The 18,828-nt window shown below is 60.9% G+C and carries 8 protein-coding genes; all 8 read right to left on the minus strand.

Annotation, left to right across the window (positions count from 1 at the left end; all coding sequences use genetic code 11):
* Window positions 1-18: 18 nt before the first annotated feature.
* The 8 genes from LLH00_02540 to LLH00_02575 all read right to left on the minus strand — a co-directional run bounded on the left by LLH00_02540 (window position 19) and on the right by LLH00_02575 (window position 18,783).
* On the minus strand, window positions 19-3,147 hold the full coding sequence (locus LLH00_02540) for a TonB-dependent receptor (GenBank protein ID MCE5270142.1): 3,129 nt from the start codon (window positions 3,145-3,147) through the stop codon (window positions 19-21).
* 55 nt (window positions 3,148-3,202) lie between these two features.
* Window positions 3,203-3,673, minus strand: a complete 471-nt coding sequence (locus LLH00_02545) for a response regulator (protein MCE5270143.1) — start codon at window positions 3,671-3,673, stop codon at window positions 3,203-3,205.
* A 214-nt stretch (window positions 3,674-3,887) separates the two neighbouring features.
* The gene (locus LLH00_02550; protein MCE5270144.1) at window positions 3,888-5,354 is read right to left on the minus strand and encodes a sigma-54 dependent transcriptional regulator; all 1,467 of its coding nucleotides are present in this window, start codon (window positions 5,352-5,354) and stop codon (window positions 3,888-3,890) included.
* Between the two features lies 1 nt (window position 5,355).
* The gene (locus LLH00_02555; protein ID MCE5270145.1) at window positions 5,356-8,958 is read right to left on the minus strand and encodes a hypothetical protein; all 3,603 of its coding nucleotides are present in this window, start codon (window positions 8,956-8,958) and stop codon (window positions 5,356-5,358) included.
* A gap of 1,077 nt (window positions 8,959-10,035) precedes the next feature.
* Window positions 10,036-12,522: a sigma 54-interacting transcriptional regulator gene (locus LLH00_02560; protein MCE5270146.1), complete on the minus strand. Its 2,487-nt coding sequence runs from the start codon at window positions 12,520-12,522 to the stop codon at window positions 10,036-10,038.
* A gap of 320 nt (window positions 12,523-12,842) precedes the next feature.
* On the minus strand, window positions 12,843-13,925 hold the full coding sequence (locus LLH00_02565; protein ID MCE5270147.1) for an amidohydrolase: 1,083 nt from the start codon (window positions 13,923-13,925) through the stop codon (window positions 12,843-12,845).
* Between the two features lie 268 nt (window positions 13,926-14,193).
* Window positions 14,194-15,405, minus strand: a complete 1,212-nt coding sequence (locus LLH00_02570; GenBank protein ID MCE5270148.1) for a PorV/PorQ family protein — start codon at window positions 15,403-15,405, stop codon at window positions 14,194-14,196.
* Between the two features lie 75 nt (window positions 15,406-15,480).
* Window positions 15,481-18,783 (minus strand): hypothetical protein, encoded by a 3,303-nt coding sequence (locus tag LLH00_02575; GenBank protein ID MCE5270149.1) that lies wholly within the window; start codon window positions 18,781-18,783, stop codon window positions 15,481-15,483.
* Window positions 18,784-18,828 lie beyond the last annotated feature (45 nt).

Here is an 18,828-nt window from a genome sequence, read left to right on the forward strand (position 1 = left end):
GCCTGCAACAGCCGCAGCTCAGAAGCTGAAGTCGACTCCGGCGCGGATCTGCCGGGCGGTGCCCCAATTGCGCTTGTCCATCGTGCTCATCATAACCGCATTGGCCAGCGCGCCCATTCCGGCTTCCTCGTCGGTCAGGACCCCATCGCCGTTGAAATCGGCCTGGAACCGCGCGCGGCGCTCCCAGTCACCCTCGGCGAGCTGGTTCCACTGCAAGTCGGCCCCACCGGTGATATGCAGGTAGCTCTCAAGCCGGTAGTCCTTGGGGTAGGCGGCTTTGTCCCGGCGGTTGAGCGCGTTGAACACCTCGGCGAAGACCTGCACGCGGCGGGTCCGGCCCAGGCCCAGGTTCTTGCTGAAGCGCAGGTCGAGGTTGGAGTACCAGCGGCCGCGATAGGCCATCGGCACGCCGGGGGCGTCACCGCCGGGGGTGCCGCTGTTGAGCTGGTAGACCGCGTAGAGACCGAACTCCCGGAGCACGGGGCTGAGCCACTTGCCGGCCTGGACATCCAGCGGGAACTGGTAGTTGAGCTGTGCGGTCAGCTTGTGGGTCTGGTCCCCGGAGCCAGGGCGCAGCTCGTCCGGCGGCAGGTTCATCGAGTTCGAGGCCGCGTCGTAGCCCCGGCTGCCCAGCTCGTTGTCGCCGGTGGTGCGGACGAACTGCATGGTGTAGATCAGGTTGTAGGAGAAGTTGTTCGAGAAGCGCTTCTTCAGGGTCAGGTCGAAGCCCTTCACGTTGCCGTTGTCACGGTTGGAGTAGCCGCTCATCCAGTTGCGCACCCGCTGCTCGCTGTGCCACAGCCACTGGTCGATGAAGAATGTGTTGCTGGAAACGTCCCCGTTGATGTCCCGGTAGTAGGTGACCAGGTCGAGGACCATGTCGTTGTTCACCAGGTAGCTCAGGCCCGCCTCGAACGCGTCCGTGCGGCTGTAGCCCAGACCGCCCGGGTTGGCGTTGCCGCCGTACTCCTGGTAGTTGAACAGCACGTTGAAACTGGGGATCTGGGTGAACGCGCCGTAGCTGAAACGAAGCTGCGAGCGGTCGGTCACCGGGAACCCGACGTTGAAACGCGGCGACACCTCGGTGAACACGGTCGGGCTGACACTCTGGCCGAAGGGATCGCTCTGGTTGATTCCCCAGTTGTCCACCGGCTGGAACTGGTCCCAGCGCACGCCGTAGTCGAAGACGAAATCGCCCAGGTCGGTGCGGTTCTGGAGGTAGGCCGCGAACAGCTTGGGCTGGTAACGGAACTCGCCCATCTCGTTGCGCTTGGTGACATGCTGACGGACCCGGAACATGTCGTTGTCGTAGTCCGAGATCTGCACACCCAGCTTGGCCCGGTTGGTCCGGTTCCACTGGAAATCGACATCCATCTTGTAGTTGTTCTGCCACTCACGGCTGTAGCGGTACTGCAGGGTGTAGATCGAGTAGGTGTCCACCAGGAACGGCGTCTCGTAGCGCTCCCCGTCGTGGTTCTCGAACGCGCCGTCCGGGTACCAGTCCAGGGTCTCCAATCCCTGCTGGATCTCGCGGTTCGGGTAGCGCTCCACCTCGAAACGCAGGTCGTGGGCATCCCAGCTCATGAACGTGCTCTCGCGCTTCCAGTCCGCGGCCTGCATGGAGGAGTTGATCTCGTTGGTGCGGAAGCGGCTGTAGCGGAACTGCAGCAGCGCGTTCTGCCTGGAGTTCTGCAGGAAATTCCAGTCCCCGCCGAACAGCATGTTGTTGGCCCGGACACGGCGGCCCTGGCTCTGCGGGATGTACAGCTCCGTGCGGGAGGGCTCTTTGGCGAAGAACGGGCTGCGCCCCCAGGCGGCTTCCCACATCGGGTCGCCGCTCTTGCGGGTGACAATCCCGGTCTGGAAGTAGTCGCCGTCGCCCGCGGGGCCGCTGGGATAGGAGTTCTGGTTGCGGCTCCACTGGTTCAAGGCGATGATTTTCAGACTGGGGATCGGGCTGTAGGTGATCTTGCCGTTGGCCAGGGTGCGGTCGCCCCAGTTGCCGGGCAGACGCACCGGGTTGGACGGGCTGAACAGTGACAGGCCGCCGCCGGTGCGCGAGGCGTAGAACTCGTGACCGGTCTTGAACATGTCCAGGGTGTAGGCCGGCTTGCGCAGCCCGAGGACCGGGTCGTTGGCCACTGCGGCGTTCAGGTAGTCGACGAAGTCTTCGTTGATCCCGCGGAAGCCCTCATCCGCATGAGTCGGGGTGCGGTCGGCCTCGCCCTGGATCTCGCCGGTGCCCTGGAAATAGAGGTTCGGCACACCCGGGATCGGGCCGCCGATAGTGGTGACGAGCTGGTTGTAGCCGTAGTCCGCGGTGCGAGGGTTCATCTCGTCGGTGGTGAACCGCACTCTGCCGCTGAGCTGCGGGCCGCCCTCCTTGGTGACGATATTGATGATGCCGGACTGGGCGTTGCCGTATTCGGCCTGGAACCCGCCGGTGAGGATATCCACCTCCTCGATCGCCTCGGTGGAAAGCTCCAGCGGGCTGACATCCTGGCCCTGGGCGCCGGTCTCGACGCTGTTGTCGTCCGTGCGGTCGGCCAGTGCGGTCTGGTTGCGCACCGGCATCCCGTCGACCACCATCATCTCCTGGCCGATGCGGCCGCCGCGGATGCGCACCCCGCGGGCCAGCGCGCCCTGGCCGCCCGTGACCACGCCGGCCTGCTGGACCAGCAGGTCCTCGAGCACGGTGGCCGGGGTCTCGACCAGGCTCTCGGTGGTCAGGCGATGCTTGGTGACAGTGTTGTCGCGCGGCGCGAGTATCTCACTCTCGCCCTCGATCGTGATCCCTTCCAACTGGACCACGGTGCTGCTGAGATTGGCGTTGACCGTGATGGTCTGGCCGGCCAGGATCAGTTGCTCCCTGATCGTGACTTTCTGGTAGCCGGTGTAGTTGAACGAGATGTCCCGACGGCCGGGCGGGACGTTCAGGATAAAATAGTAGCCGTCGGCGTTGGTGATGTTGCCCAGGCGCGTGCCCTCGATGACCACCTGCACGCCCTGCAGCGGAGTGCCGGTCTCCTTGTCCCGCACCGTGCCCTCCACCTTGGAGGTGGAAAGCTGGGCCTGAAGGCTGGCCGCAAACAGGGCAAGCCCCACAAGGACGGCCTTTAGAAGCCCGTTAACCTTGGATTGTTGCATAGTTCCCCCATGGAATTTGGAAAAGACTCGGGCAGACGACTCCGGTGTTATTGTTTCATAGGCCCTCCTGTCCCGGACCGTTGCCGCGGCAAGGTCCCTCAAGGTTCCGGGGTGACAGTCGTTCCACCGCATCCGTCTGCGTTTCCCTGCCGGTTCCCTGCCCCAGAAGGCCGGACAGCGCCCCCACAAATTCCTGCAGGTCGAGCGGCTTGCGGATGAAAGCACAGGCCCCCGCGGCCAGGGCGGCCTCGCGGACAGCCTCATCCTCCAGGCCGGTCAGGAGGATCGTTTTCACCTCCCGGTCCAGGCTGCGCAGCCGACTGAGCACCTCCAGGCCATTCAGCCCGGGCATGCAGTAATCCGTGACCACGATCCTGTACCTGCCGCAGCGCCATCGTTCGAGCGCCCGGGCAGGGTCGGAGCAGGAGGCCGCAGACAGCCCGTTGAAAGCCAGCAGGCGAATGGCTTTTTTCAGGAATGCACGGTCATCGTCGATCAGCAGGATGTCTTTCGCGTTTCGCCCCAATTTGCCCGTTCCTCGCTCAGGTGGGTGACAGGGGGAATGCAGCGCTGTGTTTCAGGAGGCGGGGTCCAGAGACGGGTAATACAAGTCATATGCCGTTGTGGGCGGAATTGCGGAATTAGTTGTGCAACAGCGGAGTAATTATATTTCAGGGATTAACGGGGCGTTAAAATGCGGATGATTATCAGCCAGTGAATGAAAATCGACCGGATGAAATTCATTCAGCCGTGGCGGAATGCTTGTCGAGCTTCAGGCGCAAGGTGCTGCGGGTAATGCCGAGGTATTCGGCGGCGTGGGACTTGTTGCCGCCGAACATGTCCAGGATCCTGCGGATAATAACCAGTTCGGCGCCCTCGAGGGAGAAACCCTTCTCCGGCAGGGTGACCAGCACCGCCCGTTCCGGGTCGCGTGCGCCGGAGCCCGCCGGCTGGGCGGTCGCGGCGGGCCACAGGAAATCCAGGTGCCCGGGCTGCAGGGTTTCGGCGTCGTGGATCAGCACCACCCGCTCGATCGTGTTCTCCAACTCGCGAACATTGCCCGGCCAGGGGTATCTCTCCAGCAGGTTCAACGCTTCCGGGCTGATCACGCGGAAACGGCGCTTGCGGCTCTCGGCGAAACGGGCCATGAACATGAAAGCCAGTTTCCCGATCTCCTCCCGGCGCTCGCGCAGGGGGCTCAGATGTATCCGCCCGATATTCAGGCGGTAGTACAGGTCACGGCGGAAAGCCCCGCTCTCGACCATCGCGGCCAGGTCGCGGTTGGAGGTGCAGATCACGCGCAGGTCCAGGCTGATTTTCTTCAGCCCGCCCACCCGGTAGAACTCCCTTTCCTGGAGCACTCGCAGCAGCTTGGGCTGAAGGTTCAGGGGCATCTCTGCGATCTCGTCCAGGAACAGAGTCCCACCCCGGGCCAGCTCCAGCTTGCCCATCTGCCCGCCCGTGCGGGCCCCGGTGAAAGCCCCGCGCTCGTACCCGAAAAGCTCGCTCTCAAAGAGCGAGGGTGAGATCGCCGCGCAGTTGATCGCCACGAAAGGCGTGGTCACTCCCCCGGCGCCGTAGTGGATCATGCGGGCCACGATCTCCTTGCCCGTTCCGGTCTCGCCCTCGATCAGCACCGGGATGTGACGGTCCTGGTGCAGGCGCTGGGCCATATCGACCACTTCCTGCATCGCGCTCGAAAAAATGCCCACCCGTGCCACTCCGGCCGCCTCGGCGAAAGCGCTGAGCAGTTCGTCCATCTGACGGTGGGTGTCGCGGGTGGCCTCGGCGACACGCTCCTCGAAGTGGTGGGTCAACTCGAAATTCTCGTGGATCAGGGACCGATGCTCGGCGCTTCGACGGACAATGGCCTCCAGCTCCACCAGGTCCACCGGCTTGTTCAGGTAATCGTAGGCCCCCTCGCGCAGGGCCGTGATGGCGGATTCCATGTCCCCGTGGGCCGTGATCAGCAGCACATCCGTGGAACCGCCCTCCGGGCCGCTCTTGATCCGCCGCAGCAGCTCGATGCCGTCCATGCCCGGCATCCGGATGTCGGTCAGGACCATCGGGAAAGGCCGCTGCCTGAACAGGGCCAGCGCCTCCTCCCCCGAGCCGCACTGGGTCACCTCGTGGCCCAGTTCGCGCTCCAGGTGGGACGAGATCACCCGGCGTCCCTGCGGCTCGTCATCCACAAACAGTATCCGCATCTCAGCTCTCCTTACCGTCACTGTGCCCGGACAGCTTCAGCTCGATCCGGAACGTCGCACCACCCAAGTAGTTATTCCAGAAAGAAACGCTCCCCCCGAGCCCCTGCACGAAACGTCTGACTATGGCCAGACCCAATCCCATACCCTCCCCCGGTTTCTTGGTCGAATAGAACGGATCGAAAATCTTGTCCCCGTCCCCCTCCGGTATGCCCGTGCCGTTGTCGCGCACTTCAAGGCAGGCCAATGTCCCCTCCCGGAGCAGCGACACCTCGATCCTTTTATCTGTCTTACCGCTCTCGTCCAGGGCGTGCATGGCGTTGAGCACCAGATTCAGCACAATCTGTTCCAGATGCACCCGGTTTCCGCGCACGAACAGGGAGGGTCCGTGCAGGTCGACAGCCAGGCGGACGCCGTGGTTGGTGAGCTGGCGGTCGATCAGCGACAGGGCGCTGCGCACGGCTGCGTTCACCTCCAGCTCGTCCTGATTCTGCTGACGGGAGGGGACCCAGTAGGAGCGCATGTGATGGATTATGCCGTCGATCCGTGAGACGCTGCGCGTGATCGAGCGCAGCCAGCCGCTGAATTCCTCGGGCAGCAGCCCGTGGTTGCGGCGGTCCCAGAGCAGCACGCTGTCGGCGGTGACCTTGATGTCGTTGAGCGGCTGGTTGATCTCGTGCGTGATCCCGGCCGCCATCACTCCGATCGAGGCCAGACGGGAAGCGCGCTCGGCCATCTGCAGCGCGTCCGCCCGCTGCTTCTCGGCCTCCAGCATGGCGCAGGAGTTGGAATAGCGCAGCCAGGCGTTGACAATCATGTCCGCCGCGGTCTTGAGCAGTTCCACCTCCTCGTACTGCCAGACCGCCGGTGCGGAGCGGCTGAATATGATCAGACCGTCCACCGACCGCCGCGTGGCGACCGGGAACACGCAGGCCGCCCCGATACCCCGCCCGGCGAACCATTCGCTCCATTCCGGATCGCCCGGGCGCCCGGGCTCGTAAACCACGCACCAGTCCCGTGCCACCGCCCTGACCAGTGATTCGGGTGGAATGTCCACCGGGCTGGAGGGGTCGTTCCAGGCTTTTTCCGCCACGTTCAGCAGAAGGACCGGCCAGTTCTGCTCATCGTTCAGGGGGGTCAGGTTCTGCAGGCTCACCTTGTCCAGAGACATCCGGCGGCCCAGCATTTCCAGCACTTCCAGCACCTCCTCACCCGTCGTGGAGGAGGTGTTCAGCCCCGAGGCGATCTCGGTCAGCAGGCTCTTGTAGCTCAAGGTCGCCTCCAGCCGGGAGTGCTCGCAGCGCAGCTTTTCCTCGGTCTTCATCAGCTCGGAGATTTTATCGCCGAGAAGGATGTTGGCCTCGCGCAGATCGTTGGTCCGGTGCACGACCAGGCGCTCCAGGTTGATATGCCGGTGCAGCGCGTATCCCAGCAGGCCGAGGATGATCAGGCTGCCCAGGCCGGCCACCACCTGGAAGCCGCTCTCCCTGTACCAGGGCTGCAGGACAGTGAACTCGAAGCTCGCGGGACTGGGGTCGGCGTTGTGGTTCACGTCCATCGAGCGCACCTCGAAATGGTGCGGCCCGGCGCTCATGCCCCTGAACTCCACCGTATTACCCGGCTGGAACACTGACCATTCCGACCTGTCCAGGCTGTAGGAATAGAGCAGACGCTCCGGACGGGTCTGCTTCCAGCGGTCGAAGCCGGAGAAAATCAGCGTGACATTGCCCTCGGGCGACACCTCCCGATGGTTCTTGTTCCTGGGAATGAATGTCTCGGGGGATTCGTGGTCGGCCTCAGGGCGGAAAAGCGAAACCCCCTGGATGGTCCCGGCCCAGACCCGCCCGCGGCTGTCCTCGAGGACACTGAAAGTCCCTGTGTTCGGCAGGCCGTCCTCCTCGGTGTTGTCGATCCAGGAGCCCTCGACATATCGGTGCACCCCGTCGCCCGAGGCTACCCAGACCGTGCCGTTCGAGCCGAGCTGGATCGAGCGGACAGCGGACAGTCCCGTGCGCACCTGCGTCCAGGTCCCGCCTTTCATCTCCCAGATGCCATGCCGCCCGCCGACCCAGACCCGCCCGGGCTCCAGCTCACACATGCAGAAAAAGCCGTTATCCAGAATCACCGGGGCGGCCTCCACATAGTGGAACCCGCTGCTGTCCAGGACCCCGGACACCCGCTCGGACTGGCCGGCGATCCACAGTCCGCCTCCGGACAACTCCAGTATGTAACGCAGGTTGCCCAGGTTCCAGTTTTCCCCCCGGTCTATCAGGGTGCGGAAAACACGGCCGTCGAACTCCTCGATCCGGAAGCACGGCGACTGCGGCGCGTCGAAAGTCTGCACCAGCAGCCGTCCGTCTTTCCCCGGGGCGATCAGTCCCATGTAGCGCCGCCCGTCCGCGGTCGAGTCGGCGTTGCGGTAGGTCAGCCGCTGGAAGCTTTCCGTCTCCGGATCGAAAGCCAGCAGGAACCGGTTGTAGGGGATAGTCCCCACCACGATCCGGCCATCCGGCAGCTCGCAGACCGATTGCGTGAAATAGGGCTGCGTACTCAGGCCCGCGGGGAGCCTGTACCTTTTCCAGACCTCACCGCTGTTCATCAGCAGAAGGTCTCCGGCGGCGAACCAGACCCTTCCGGCGCGGTCCTCCAGCATGGCATGCACCCGCAGGGTGACATCCGCCACCTCGAAAGGCGTCCGCCAGATCGAGGGTGTGTACCGCATCACCCCGTGGCTGCTGGTGAGCCAGAAAACACCGTCCGGCTGGACCGCCACCTCGCGCAGCTCGGCCGCCAGCATGCCGGTCTGCTCCTGACGGATCTCCTGTCCTTCCAGAAAGTACGACAGCCGGTTGCCCTCCTTGAGCAACCAGAGGCCCCGGTCCACATCGGGCCAGCACAGGATCACACTGCCGCGGCCGGCCGGACAGGCGTGCCAGATTCCGTTCTCCAGGCAAACCGCCGCTCCGCCTCCCGGCTTGTCGCGGCACCCGGCCACAACCGCCACCCGCCCACCCACACCCTCGACCGGACAGCGCAACCCGCGCAGACCTTCCTGTTTCAAGGGGTGACGCTGCTCCACCTGCACCGCGAGGTCGGCAGTGACCCGGATTTTCGCCAGCCCAAGCTCACAGGCCAGCCACACGGCGCCATCCCCGGCCTGGGTCATGTCGTTGAACCGTCCGAGCCCGACCCGGGCCTCTTCGAGCAGCACAGCGGTGGCCCCGCTTCCTGGGTTAAAATATGTCAGACGCTGGGGCAGCAGATACAGCAAACCCTCCACGCCGCACGGTAAAAACGGTACAAGCTGGCGCACCAATCGGTCGGCGGGATATTCGTTGACGATCTCGTCGATCCTGAACTGTTGCCAGCGATTGTCCTGAAAAAGCTGGACCCCATTGGAATAAAGCGACCACAGCCGGCCGGAACAGCTTTCCACCACTTTCAGGTCATCGCCCGGACTGGGCTGACTTTTCACATACCGGCCGTTTTCATCCGCCACGCCGGTTATGCAGCTCATCTCGTTGACACCGCCGTGGGAAACCCAGATCCGGCCTTCCTGTCCGACAGTGATATAGCTGCACCAGGATTCAGTCAGTCCGTCCTGCACCCCGAAAAACCGCCAGTTGCTGGGATGGCTGGCCAGAGCGGAGCCGGTGAGAAAAAACAGGAAGAGTGCCGTGCATGGGATACAAACCCTGAGATTGCATGAATTGGACGGATTAGGGACCATGGACGCTCCGGGATGAAAGAGCTGACGGTAGCTGCCGATCCCAGGCTTGCTGTATCTCCATCCTCTGCTCGCCGAGTCCACCCCCCGCCCACTAACCCCGTCCTGACACCGCCTTGTCGCACCCCAGGCTCTCCCTGCAGGCAGTATCCCGAGCGCAACGACAGGAGGCCCGTGAACAGTTGTCTCGATATTCCCGTCTTACCCCACTATCTGTCTTGTTCCCTGGGCAGAACCATTTTATTACCGATACAAGCCCCTGTCAATGGCAGGCTTCAGCGGCGGCGTGCCGGATGGAGGACGGATCCGGTAGATACCGGCGCTCTTTCCTCGGGGCTATGCGGGCAGCCGGAATATTTCGAGAGATAAAAAGGCCAATACGATTTTCTTTCTCCACCGGAAACCGGCCGGCAATGCGAATAAGGTGGGCGGGGATTGAGATCCGTCGATCAAGCAGTCACGAAGCGAGGTGTTTTCCGGTCACAGATTTGGAATGGGCGATAAAACAAAAGAGAACGGATCTGCGAAACATCGCAAATCCGCTCCATTGCAGCATTTCAAGATGGTGGGCGCTACTGGGATCGAACCTGTGACCTCCTGCTTGTAAGGCAGGCCCGGAAACCAGACCGCCCCACCGCGCAAAATACTCTAATTTCAACGCCCACAGGCACATGGCAGCCTGGCCGGACTGTTCTGTGGGCTGAGGATAAGTAGGATAAATCCGTTTCCTCGGCTATGTTTTGGCAAGAATTGGCAAACAAAAACCAAGATTTCGGAGGTTTAACTGAAATATTCTCGAATATGCCTGACCGGGGCTATCACCCTACTCTCAAACCAAAAGCCTGGATAGTATTATTAAATCGAAATAATTACTGGCTAAGGATACCGCTGAGGCCGGAAAGCACAAAGACTATGGTTCCCGAGCGCCCAGTGACTGGCTGGAAACGGATTCAGTGGTCAGGTTGCTGTGGATGGTCTGGATATATCCCTTAACTTCCTGTACAAGGTAGCCCTGGATATACCGAGCATTTTAGCCGCTTTAATCTTATTACCGCCCATCTTCTCGATCATTTCCAGAATGTGATCTTTTTCCTGGTCCCTCATATCAAGATACAGCCGGCTGCGGGCGGCAGGTGGAGCGATCGCCTCGATGCCCGGAAAATCCTTGATTGACAGTTTGCAGCCACGGCACAGGATCAGAGCTCTTTCCAGCAAGTTTCTCAATTCACGGATGTTGCCCGGCCAGGAATAGTGCCCCAGTTGATGCATCACTTCGGCGGACACCTCCAGGTTCGGGGCTCCAAGCGTGCCAAGTATATACTGCACCAGCGATTCGAAATCCTCCATCCTCTTCCTGAGAGGAGGAATATGGATCGGGAAGACATTGATGCGGAAAAAAAGATCCTGCCGGAAAGTTCCCTTGCGGGTTTCCTCAAAAAGGTCCATGTTCGTCGAGCAGATCAGACGGAAATCGCTTTTTCTGACCCGGTCCTCCCCCAGACGGCGGTACTCTTTCTCCTCGATCACTTTAAGAAACTCGGCCTGCACTCCAATCGACATGTTACCTATTTCATCCAGAAACAGGGTGCCCCCATCCGCCAGATGGATCAGCCCCTTACGGTCCTGGACCGCCGAGGTGAACGCTCCGCGCAGGTGGCCGAACAGTTCGCTGGCCAGCATCTCCCCTTTCAGACACGAACAGTTGATCTCCACGAAAGGCCTTGAATTCCTCCGGCTGTTCTCGTGAATCCAGCGGGCCAGGAGGCCTTTGCCGGTGCCAGTCTCACCCGTGAGAGTTACGGGAGTGTCATTTTCGGCGGCCAGGGAGGCGAGCTCCCGGATCTTTTCCATTGCGCTGTTCGTACCGAAGAAAGGAGTGTCTATCTTCATCAGGCGTTTGCGTTCCGTGATGTCGGTGATAGTGGTCTGGTAACCCCAGATGATTCCGTTACGGTCCAGCCTCAAAGTCGAGTTGCAGACACAGTCCATCACCGTGCTGTTGTTCTTTTTCAGCTTGATCTCATAGTCCCGGACCGATCCGGCTTTCTCCACGTCGCGCAGGAAACGGCGCTGGTCCGCCGGGTTCACGAAAATGCCGGAGGCGTCCAGCCGATTGAACTCGTTCCTGGTGTAGCCGAACAGGCTGAGCATGGCCGGGTTGGCCTCGATGAAACGGCCATCCCGGCTGATCACGCAGAGAGCGTCCTTCGACTCCTCGAAAAGCGCGCGGTACTTTTCCTCGCTGGCCAGAAGCGCGCGCTCGGCCTCCTTGCGCTGGGTGATATCCTCGAGCAGCAGTATGTACAAGGGCTTGAACATGCTCCTGTCCCGGCCGATTTTCAGACGGAAGACTTTGCCTTTCAGGTTCTCCTCGTCGATCTCCAGCTCCAGATCGAAGGTCAGCTTGAACCTTTCGATCTGGAACCTCGATTTGCGCGTGTATATCCTGATATCTGAAAGCAGGACCTCACCGGAATAGGTGGTGAAACCGATATGGTTCTGCCCGTCGTAGACGGCGTGCGGATCGATCGCGGTCAGAAGCGGGAGGCTTTCCTGAGTCGTCAGATTCTTAAGTGACCTCTGGATCCGGCCGCCGATCCTTTCCACGGCAATCTCGTATTCCGTGTCCGTATGCAGGGATTCGGGGCGCAGGAACAGGTTGGCGCAGTATTTCTGTATTCTGGCATAGCGGTTCACGGCCGCGGCGGTGCAGATCGTGTAGCCGATATAGTCCGGGTTGGTTTTCTCCTCGCCCGAGGCTCCGGACAGGATAAGGGACAGGTCGCGGATATTCTCGTCCAGTCCGGAGGTCCGGGTGCGGAACACCACCCGGATGTCCTCATCCGCCCCACCGTACTCCGCCGTGGACATCAGGTAGCAGTCGACCTCGTCCTTGATGTGCGGCCGGTGCAGGAAACACATCTTCCCGTCTATCTCGACAATATCCCATTTGCATTTCTGGGAGTTGCGGTACTGCACCCAGGAGGTGTCGATCCTGTCCGAGGGGCCCGGCCCCTCGTAGACCAGGCTCCACGCCGCCCCCTCGTCATAAGGCAGGTCCTCCAGAGTGTGGACGTTTTCCACGTAATTGACTATCCTGTCGAAATTGCGCTCCCCGATCAATTCCTTGATGTGTTTGTTCCGGTTGGTGTATTCGTAGATATTGCGGGTGAGCAGGGGAAAATCGGGGGAAAACCCGACGATGTGCCAGCTTTCATCCAGAATCAGCTCCGGCATGCCTATCATCGAGCGGATGCCGAACAGTTGCCTGGCCTGGCTGTCTCTTCTTTCGACAGATTCCTCGTATCTCTTTTCCAGCTCGTGCAGGGCCGTTTCGAGGTCTGCATTCATCGCCACCTGGCGTTCCAATTCCCTGATCCGCGTCTGAAGCTCATCCGGACCCTGAACGCTCCCGATTCCCTGTTTTCGGAGTCTGTCGATCATAGTGAGACTCTTTTCCCGGGCGGACTGAATTCTATGAGGACAATCCTGGCGGCCGAAATTCACTGATTTGTCTACGAGTGGCAGGATGGTATCAGAATCGGCCGGGACTCACTCCTGCGTACAGTATATATCGCGGTCGCTCCGGTTAAAAAAACTCCATCCATCTTGTGAAAATATAACGCCTGACCGACAGATACAAGACCATCCACGAAAACTCATAAAATACAATTAGACCACATTTTACTGACAAAAGATGACAACCGGATGACAGCGAACGGATTCCGCTCCTTGACCAGGAATTTCATCCGGATTCAGTCCTGCTATACTCGGGGCCAATTCTTAGCGGTTCTCACAACTTTACCGACTGGCTGCATGATGCCGGGATACCATTTCAAAGCATTGTCAAAGTAGACCTTTTTGAGAATCTCGGGAGGAAGATACAACCCTCGCACCGTCTTCCCGTCCTTGCCAGCCTCCAGCTCCCAATCCGTTGCGAAATAGATCATATCCCGGATGTAGCTCTCCCTGGCCAGCGAGATTTCCTCGCGGCTGTCTTCCGGCGACTCGGCCCTGAGAACGCTGTCCGTGCCGTAAAGGATCCGGTCCTGGTACCGGACGAAGAAATCCAGCACATTCCCCCTGTCCAGGGTGCGAAGGTACTCGATACGTGCCGCCAGGTCCACCGCCAGATTCGGGTGCCGGTCGAGGCAGTGCGACAATCCCTCAAGACCCATCTCTCGACACCCCAGGTGGCACCAGACCACCCGCAGGGCAGAGTGCCTTTCCATTACGCTCTGCATGGCTTCGAGAAAGCTGCCTTGACCCGTCCCATTGTCGATGGCGCAGCCTCGATCCTCTGGGTCCGAGGTCCAGCCCGCCCGGTTGCAGCGAGCCTGGACCGATCCGGTCAAAACCTTCTGATCCGGAGGTTCCTCGATGTCGGCAACCAGGGTCAATCCCTGCCGGCACAGATAATCGAACACCGGATCGAGACCGGGGTCGTCGATCCCCCTCCGTCCGGGGTGGTGGTCCGGCCTGACCAGGCCCGTGTGCCGGTGGATTTTCACTCCGACCGCGCCGTTGGACCTTCCGTTTCCGATTTGCGCGAGGGTTCCCGCCTCCCGGCGCGGACTGCCCCAGTCCTCCAGGTTGAGCGAGGTGACCCAGGACAGATAGTCCGGGTATGCGCAATGCATCCTTTCAGCAGTAATAATCTGACGGTTCAGATCGGGTCCCCACATTTCACTGCAACAGATATTGAGCCAATGGATTTTTACCGAATCGAGCATCTCGATAAAGGCGACTTGAGGAAAACGCACTCCCAGGTGGGCATTTGAGTCTATCTTGGGCATCAGGGTCAATTGCGCCAGATATTCGGATTTGTTATGCCAGTCGAGTGTCACTTTTTTCTCCGAACAAAATCGATGATTGACCGGAAGTTCCGTTCCTGCCACCAACCGTCAGACTCAGTAGCCCGATGGAATGTACAATCATCGAGGCACAGTTTGCGCAGCGGACCGAGGTTTCAGCGGCCGGTTCCTATCGGGGCGCGCGATACGGGCATTTGGCAGCCTGATCCTTCCGCCCCCCGGCCATCCCCCGAATCCTCCTGAGACACCCGGCTCCAGACAGAGCCGGGTGTCTCAGACTGAAAGCTTAAATCCGGTTTAATCAGAAACCGAACTGGACAGTGAAGAAATTATCTGCCGAAAGCCGCCCCTTGTTCCGGTAAGCGTAGTTAAAGCTTACCGTCCGGCCGAGCCAGGTCCGCTGGATACCCCCGCCGAGGCTGAAACCACGCCAGGCCGGATTGTCGCCCTCATAGGTATAGCCCGACTTGTCGACTCCGTCGTTGAGCTCATCGGTCTGGATCATCCAGCCGCTGCGCAGCGCCGCGGTGGTGTAGCTGTCGAAAGCGAAAGTCAGCTCGGTGCCGGCGGAGTAGGAAATGGGAATGTAGCTGGGACGCCATATCTCGGCCGCGGTCACCCAGTTCACTTTCTCGCTGGCGAAAAGAGTGTAAGCCAGCGACAGCTTTACCACCGTGGGCAGACGGTAGGTGTTGGTCAGCCACATGACCTCGCGGTTGCTCCGGCGGGCGAAAGCGCCCTGGTCGCTCGAATAGTCGCTGTATCCGCTCGGCAGCGAACCGCTCTTGTCTTCCGGGCCCACCGACTCGATCAGGTCGGAGCCGCGCATGGTGATATTGGTCCCCAGGTTCTGGATGGCGAAAGCAAATTTGATCTCGCGGTCCGCCAGCTCGGTGTGGTAAATGGCGCCGGCGTCGATGGCGAAAGCGTTGCCGCTCGTATTGCCGAACACGTCCTGGTGGACATATTTCACGTTGATGCCGCCCATGAAGCGGTCCGAAAAGTTGTAGGCCAGCGAGCCGCCCATCTGGAAATCGTAGGCGTTGAAAGTGCTGCCCGTTCCCTCAGGCTGGCTCACCGTGGTTATTTCCATGTCCGGAACATCCAGATAGCCGAAAAACCCTCCGATGACGATATCACCGTCTCCGAGGGGCACCGCCGCCCCGGCGTAGCTGTAGGTCACGTCGAGGGTGTAATCGACCACGGTGAGCATGACCTCTTTCTGCTTGAGGAATCCCAGACCGGCCGGATTCCACCAGATCGATGATATGTCATCGGTGATGGCGGTGTAAGCGCCCCCCATGCCTATGCCCCGAGCACCCACGGGGATAGTCAGGAATTCGGCGGCGCGGGCGCCGACGAACGAGAAGTCGGACTGTCTGCCTTGCTCCAGGTACTTGTCCAACCCCGAGTAATCCTGCCGCGAAATGCCCTGCGCCAGCAAAGGCATGACAGCAAAGGCCAGGATCGCCCAAGTGCTGGCAAAAGCTCTTGAGGCTGATTTTCTGAACATGTATTACCTCCATCCTCGTGCAGCCTGAAAAGATAGGGGTTCCGATTGTAATCGGTCGCTGCGCGGCCGGCGCTCTCAGTTAACGATATAGAATTTGCCGGTGAACGTCTTGCCGCGCGTATCCGTCACATGGAAAAAGTACAAGCCGCTGGCTACGGTCTGGCCGAAACGGTTCCTCAGGTTCCAAGGCTCGGTCCCGGAGTGGTTATCGTAGCCTGAAAGCACTTTCGGCACACCCTGGGTCATGCGGTCGAGGTCGGTGTAGTCGCCCCAGCCGGTCCGATTGGAGCCGATGTGGTTGAGGACATTGACCAGGTTGCCGCCCAGCGAATAAATGCGTAGCGTGCATTTATTGGGCAGGTTGATGAACTCGATCCGGCGCTGGGTGGGCGAAAGGTCCAGATAGGAGGAGGCCAGATACGGGTTGGGCACGACCTTGATCTTGCTCAGGTCGGCGTCCTGCGCGTTGAGGCTCATCGGCTTGATGTCGATTTCCCACCTGTCTCCGGGGAACGGAGGCTCGTGGTACTGATAGAACACGGACAGGTCATCGTTGAAATAACCGTAGGCGTTGTCTATGCTCATCACCGTTCCGGCGGATGGCATTCCGGTCAGTTGGCCCTCCGTGCCGCTGAAGCGCCAGAACAGCCCGTTAACCATCAGGCCGAACTCCGCGGTGTTGCTGACCGGAAGCGATGAGACCATTTTCTTCGTGCGCTGGGCTTTGGGCACGTCGTTCAGCATGTCCTCGTACATCTGGCCCATGCCGCTCCAGACACCGCCGAAATTGTCGAGAGTGACGAAACCCCAGCCGTAATCATCCGGGAACTCGGCGAACGGCAGGTCCACGTTGCGGCTGACATCGTGCACGGCCAGGCTCAACCCGCCGCCGGAGGAAGTCCAGGTGAGCGTGAAACGTCCGCTGCGCATCATGCTGATGTTGCCGGGAGGGAAACCGGGTGCGCGCTCGGGGTTGGAGGCCGGCCCGGTGCTGTAGATATCTACTGTCGCCCCGGTGTAGCCCCCGGTATTGAAATTGTTCAGCAGCTCGGACCTGAAATTACCGTCCGAGAGGTAGCGGAAATCGGCAGTCACGGCGTAGTCCGCGCCCACCGAGGTCGTGGGGGCGAAAGAGACGCTCGCGTCCCCGGGCCGGACCGTGTAACAACGGTAGGGGAACTCCTGGGAGGCGCCCAGGACATTGCCGCCCTCGCTCAGCTCGAATGTCATGTTGCTGTACACGAAGCCGTAGGAGTGGATTGTGGGCTTCCAGTTGTCGACCTTGGCCGTCAGGACAAGCTTTTTCTCCGTGGTCAGGCGCTCGTTGAGCACGGGGGTGAACTCGATTTCGGCCACCGGGCCGCGGTAGACCGGCGGCTCTTTCAGGGTCCCGTCGCCGTTGCCCGCCACCGCCACCATGTCGTTGCTGTCGAACACCGGGTTCTGGCCCATCCCGGGCGTGAACTTGATTTCCCCGTCCTGCTCCGCCGAACGGAAATTGCTGGCGTCCGAGCGCGGTATCACATCGTAAAGGCCTGCTTCGCCGGCGCGGTTCCAGGTTTTGCCTGCGTTCGGATCGGGCAGGGAGAACATATCCCCGGTGGACACGTCATAGTTGCGGTCATATGGCACCAGGGCGTACCAGACCTTGAGTCCGTTGCGCATGCGCTTGAGCGGGTAATCGTCGTCCAGCTTGTCGACATAGAAGAAAGTCAGATTACCGGCTGACATGCTCATGTCGGTGAGCAGCTCGGCGTGTGCATCGTTGGGCCCGGTGAAATTGCGGTAGAGACGGTAGCCCTCGAAATCGTATTCGCGGTACAGGTTGTTCGGATCGAGCCCGTTTTCGTGCAGGAAAGTGTAGTAGGGGTCCGGTGTTTTCAGATTGACATCGCTCCAGGTGATAGTGACCTCACGGTCTCCCGGGACGATGGTCAGGGCGGGGGCGGCCGGGGTGGCCGGGGTCTGGTACCCCCCGTCGAACACTGTCTGCGCGACGGCCGCGTATTCCTCCTGCGGCTGGAACGCGGTCTGCATCATCGGGTCGTCGATGTTGGCGAGCTCGAACTTGGGCGCCATCAGGGGTTTGACCCCGGAGGGCGAGAACATCAGGACCCAGTCGAAAGATAGCGTGTCGCGCGGGGCGATGTCGTGCAGCTCGCCCCAGAAAGTGTAATGGTTCCAGTTGTCCGATCCGCCCCAGAGCCACTGGTTGTACCGGCTGTCCCCGGGAGTGAGGACCCCGGGCCAGGTATCCATGGCCTGACGGTTGGTGAAGGGGTTGGTCTGGCCGGCGAAATTGCCCTCGACGTTCATTATGCTGCGGTAGACTTTGGCCGAGGACCAGCCCTGGTCCATCAGGTTACCCGCTCCGGAGAACCCGAACTCCGTGCCGCTGGCCGTGGAGACCGCCAGGAGCTGCGACACCTCTCCGTCGTGCTCCATCTGTTTCAGGGGTTTCATTCCCAGCAGCGGCGGCTCCTGAGGCGTCCAGCTGCCGAGCTGCGGTATCTCGCACCACAGGGTCTGTATCCCCTTGGCCGGGTGGTAGGCCCAGCCCATGTTCTGGATTTCCCCGAATCCCATCTGCCGCCAGTTCTGATAGAGAATCACACTGGTCCAGCTCCAGCCCCCGTCCGGGGCCGGGCCGCCGTTCTTGGTCCACATCTGGGGGCCGAAGACGGCGTTCCATTTCATGTATTCACTCACGTTCTGCATGTACAGGTGTGAGTAAACCATGTTGTTGCTCTGGCCGTAGTCCAGGAAATAGAGGTTGTACCCCAGATGGAAGCCGCTGAGCGGTTCGCCGAAGCCGCTGAACACATCCCCGCTGCTGCAGTACATGGTTTCGGCCCCGTGCAGCACCGGCGCACCGCCGGGTTTGTGGCCCTCGCGGGCCTCGGTGGGCCATGCCGCCAGCTCATCCGCATCCAGGGAGGTCCAGACCCGGCTGCGCAGGGAGCCGTCAGTGCCGGCTGCGGCGATTTCCATGACCGCTCCCGAGGTGGCCAGGGCCGAGAGTTCGTCGTAGGAATCGATGGAGCAGATATAGGGCAGCACCAGACGGCCACCCGACTGTGGAATAACAGTATCCTCGGGCGTTCCATCCCCATCCGTGTCCTGAGTGGTGATAAGGCCGAATCCCCACCCGTCGTTATAGATCAGGTTGCCCGAGCCTTTGGGGTACTGAATGATGTTGGCATCCCCCGGCCAGGCATGGAAAGGCCCGCCGTTGTACCAGTCGGTCCTGACCCCCAGGCCGACATTGTTACCCTTGGCCGACCTGATCTGCAGCAGCTCCGCGGCAGCCGGGCTGACCGAGAAGCAGGCCATCAGGAGGAGGACGAACCAGATCGAAAATCTCTCATTTCGCTTCATAAGTATACTCCTGGCTTGTTCAAGACCATGTGATGACAAAAGTCC

The organism is bacterium, from assembly GCA_021372515.1.
Lineage (GTDB): Bacteria > Gemmatimonadota > Glassbacteria > GWA2-58-10 > GWA2-58-10 > JAJFUG01.

Coding starts and splice junctions, on each gene's coding strand:
- LLH00_02540 (MCE5270142.1), bottom strand. CDS start 3,147: ATGCAACAATCCAAGGTTAACGGGCTTCTAAAGGCCGTCCTTGTGGGG.
- LLH00_02550 (MCE5270144.1), bottom strand. CDS start 5,354: ATGCGGATACTGTTTGTGGATGACGAGCCGCAGGGACGCCGGGTGATC.
- LLH00_02570 (MCE5270148.1), bottom strand. CDS start 15,405: ATGTTCAGAAAATCAGCCTCAAGAGCTTTTGCCAGCACTTGGGCGATC.
- LLH00_02560 (MCE5270146.1), bottom strand. CDS start 12,522: ATGATCGACAGACTCCGAAAACAGGGAATCGGGAGCGTTCAGGGTCCG.
- LLH00_02575 (MCE5270149.1), bottom strand. CDS start 18,783: ATGAAGCGAAATGAGAGATTTTCGATCTGGTTCGTCCTCCTCCTGATG.